Here is a 2,761-nt window from a genome sequence, read left to right on the forward strand (position 1 = left end):
TTCAGCTCAAAAAAGGACAGAAAAGCTGCTCAAAAACTTGTTGAAGATTACAAAGACAAGGCAAAATATACGGTTATGTTTGGTGCGCAAACTTTGAGCGTCCTGGAAAGAGTCCTTGTCGAAAAAGAGATGGATGGAACAGAAGGCGACAATCTTACAAACACTTATGTCGATTTGGACATGTATCTTCGTGATGCGGAAGGAAATCAGACCTATTTTATTTCCCCGTCAGCACTGCTAAAGGTTTCGCTCTTGAGCTGTCAGATTATGTTTGAAAAAGAAAACACCGTTTTCAACAAAGTTTCGGACGAAATTTCTAACGATGAAGATTTGGGAATGTTTGATAAACTTACCGCCCAGATTGCTCATCAGCTTTCGAGAGTTCCGCAGATGATAATGGTCTTTTTCTGCTGCATAGTTCTGATTCTTTCGACTATTTTTGCAGAAATCCAGTATGTGATGACGATTCTTGAGTATACGATAATCTGCGGTATTGGGGCAATTTTTATACCGCTCATGCTTTTTGACGGCACAAAGGATATTCCGAAAAAACTTATTCCTGTGTTTATCAGTTTTCTTGTTAAGATAATGGTCATAACAATCTGTCTTATGTTCGTGTATTATTTGATGATTGAAAACTGTATCAATACGATTGCAGATGACGGCGGAATGAACTGGACTGCTGTAGGAGAAATTGCTTTTGAGGCGATTCTTTGCTACATACTCACTCAGAACGCACCGAAAATCGCACAAACAATACTGACTGGTCAGCCGCAGCTTTCTATGGGCGAATTTGTCGCGGGTGCTGGAACGGCAATGGCTACTGCCGGTGGAATGAAAGCCGTAGCTAGCGGGGCAGCACGGACTGCCTATAACAAAGGCTCTGATGCTGTCGGCGGAGCGAAAAAAATGCACGCTGCCGCAAGTGCCGCAAGCGGAAGCCTTGGTGGTAGTGCCACACACGGACAGAAGTTCAAGGCGGCAATGGCAGGAGCTGGGGCTGTTGCTTCTGCGGAATTGAAAGAAAAAATGAGAGCAAAAGCAGAGAAGTTCAGTAAAGGACATTCTTCTATTCCTATTGTCGGAGCGGCGTTGCAGAAAGCGGGCTTCACGGACGGCGGAAGCAGCGGCGGTGGAGCAGGTGGTTCCGTTGGTGGAGCAAGTGCGCACGGAATGTCAGGGCAGGGAAGAGATGGAAAGGCTCTTAGCACTACATCAAATCCGAATTTTGCCACCGCTACCAAATATGACGAGAAAACTCAGTCGCAGCGTAATATGACTCACAAAGAATTTAATACAGAAAAAATGAGGCAGGGCGTTGAAATCGGCTCGCAGGTTGGTGAAAAAATGAAAGCAAAAATCGATGCTCAAAACGCCAAGAAAGCAGAGCAGGGTGGGGCATTGCCCGAAAACCTTTCCGGAAACGAAAGGGCAAACAAAGAATAGGCTGTTTGCAAAAAAAATCCACGGAGAAAAATCTCCGTGGAATCCAGCTATTTCTTCTGTTTGTTCGCCTTGATTTTTACGGCAATCGCCTGGCTTTTCGCATCGCGCAGAATGTATTCGATGTCTATGTCTTCTGCTGAAAGATTGGCTTCGTTTGTGGCTTCTTTTACGACAAGCTCTGTTATTTCCTCGTCGCTCGCCTTGAGCAAAGTTTTCATAGATGTTAGTTTCATACTTACAATATTATTGAGAGCGAGAAAATTTTTCAACACGCCTTCAGCTTGCGGTTCGGGATGCTTTGCGAAAACGGCAAGTTGTGCTATAATCGGTGACAGGAGGCAAAATATGTTTTTTGATGAATCGATAAAAATTGATACGCAAAAGTTGCCTCGCATTCTTAGGAACGATTACAACCTCTTGCAGCAATATTATCATGAAAACAAAGAAACTGAGTTCATTCTCTATGTGGACTCTGTGGAAGCTACTATAAAAGCCTGTTTCATTGACGGGTCTATAACAAAGCAGCAGCAGGTTGATTTGTTCCATGTGATTGGAATTTATGTTTGAGGGCATATATTGTGAAAATCATAGATTTTGATAATTGCGAAAGACCATCGATTTTTTCTCAAAGACATTATGGCGGATTGTCGGGAAACAAAGAGCATATCCTTATTGACGGTGAGAACTGGTTTTTGAAATATCCTGCGAATATTCGCGGAAGATTTCAGAATGTAGATTTAAGCTACTCAAATTCGCCGTTATGTGAGTATCTCGGCTCTAAAGTATATGAACTCCTTGATATTCCTGTTCATAAAACTCTGCTTGGAATAAGTTCAAAAAGCGGTCATGTTTTGGTTGCGTGCAAGGATTTTTTGAAAAATGGTGAAAAGCTTGATGAATTTTCCCAAATCAAAGTTAGTTTTGCGCCTCATGATTTGGATTCTTCAAGTTCGTCAGGGGCTTCTTGTAATCTTGATGAAACGGTCTCAATCATAAAAAACAATGAATTCATGAAGAGCGTTGCGGGCGTTGAGGAGCGTTTCTGGGATATGTTCCTTGTGGACGCTCTTATTGGTAACTCTGACAGAAACAACGGAAACTGGGGGATTATACGAAAACTTGACGGAACAAATGAACTTTCGCCTGTGTATGACAATGGAAATTCCTTCAATAATAAATGGGATTTAGAAAAAATCCGTCTTTTTCAGTCTGACCATGAGAAGTTCACTTCGGAAGCCTATACTGGAAAAATCTGCATATTCTCACGACTTTCAAAAAATGGGGAAGAAAAGAAAGTAAACCCATTCAATGTGAT

At 42.1% G+C, this 2,761-nt stretch carries 4 protein-coding genes; 3 read left to right on the forward strand and 1 reads right to left on the reverse strand.

What is annotated here, in order from left to right:
* Nucleotides 1–1,446 (forward strand): type IV secretion system protein (locus ACKI5B_RS08610; protein WP_407427791.1); only part of this gene is annotated, 1,446 nt, incomplete at its 5' end.
* Between the two features lie 47 nt (nt 1,447–1,493).
* Here ACKI5B_RS08610 and ACKI5B_RS08615 read toward each other — a convergent pair.
* Nucleotides 1,494–1,679: a hypothetical protein gene (locus ACKI5B_RS08615; RefSeq protein ID WP_407427793.1), complete on the reverse strand. Its 186-nt coding sequence runs from the start codon at nt 1,677–1,679 to the stop codon at nt 1,494–1,496.
* A 112-nt stretch (nt 1,680–1,791) separates the two neighbouring features.
* Here ACKI5B_RS08615 and ACKI5B_RS08620 point away from each other — a divergent pair, with 112 nt between their 5' ends.
* Nucleotides 1,792–2,013 carry a hypothetical protein gene (locus ACKI5B_RS08620; protein WP_296850698.1) on the forward strand — a complete coding sequence of 74 codons (222 nt, stop codon included), beginning with the start codon at nt 1,792–1,794 and terminating at the stop codon, nt 2,011–2,013.
* A gap of 11 nt (nt 2,014–2,024) precedes the next feature.
* Nucleotides 2,025–2,761 (forward strand): HipA domain-containing protein (locus tag ACKI5B_RS08625; RefSeq protein WP_407427795.1); only part of this gene is annotated, 737 nt, incomplete at its 3' end.

Origin of the sequence: Treponema sp. (genome assembly GCF_045657965.1) — a bacterium.
GTDB lineage: Bacteria > Spirochaetota > Spirochaetia > Treponematales > Treponemataceae > Treponema_D.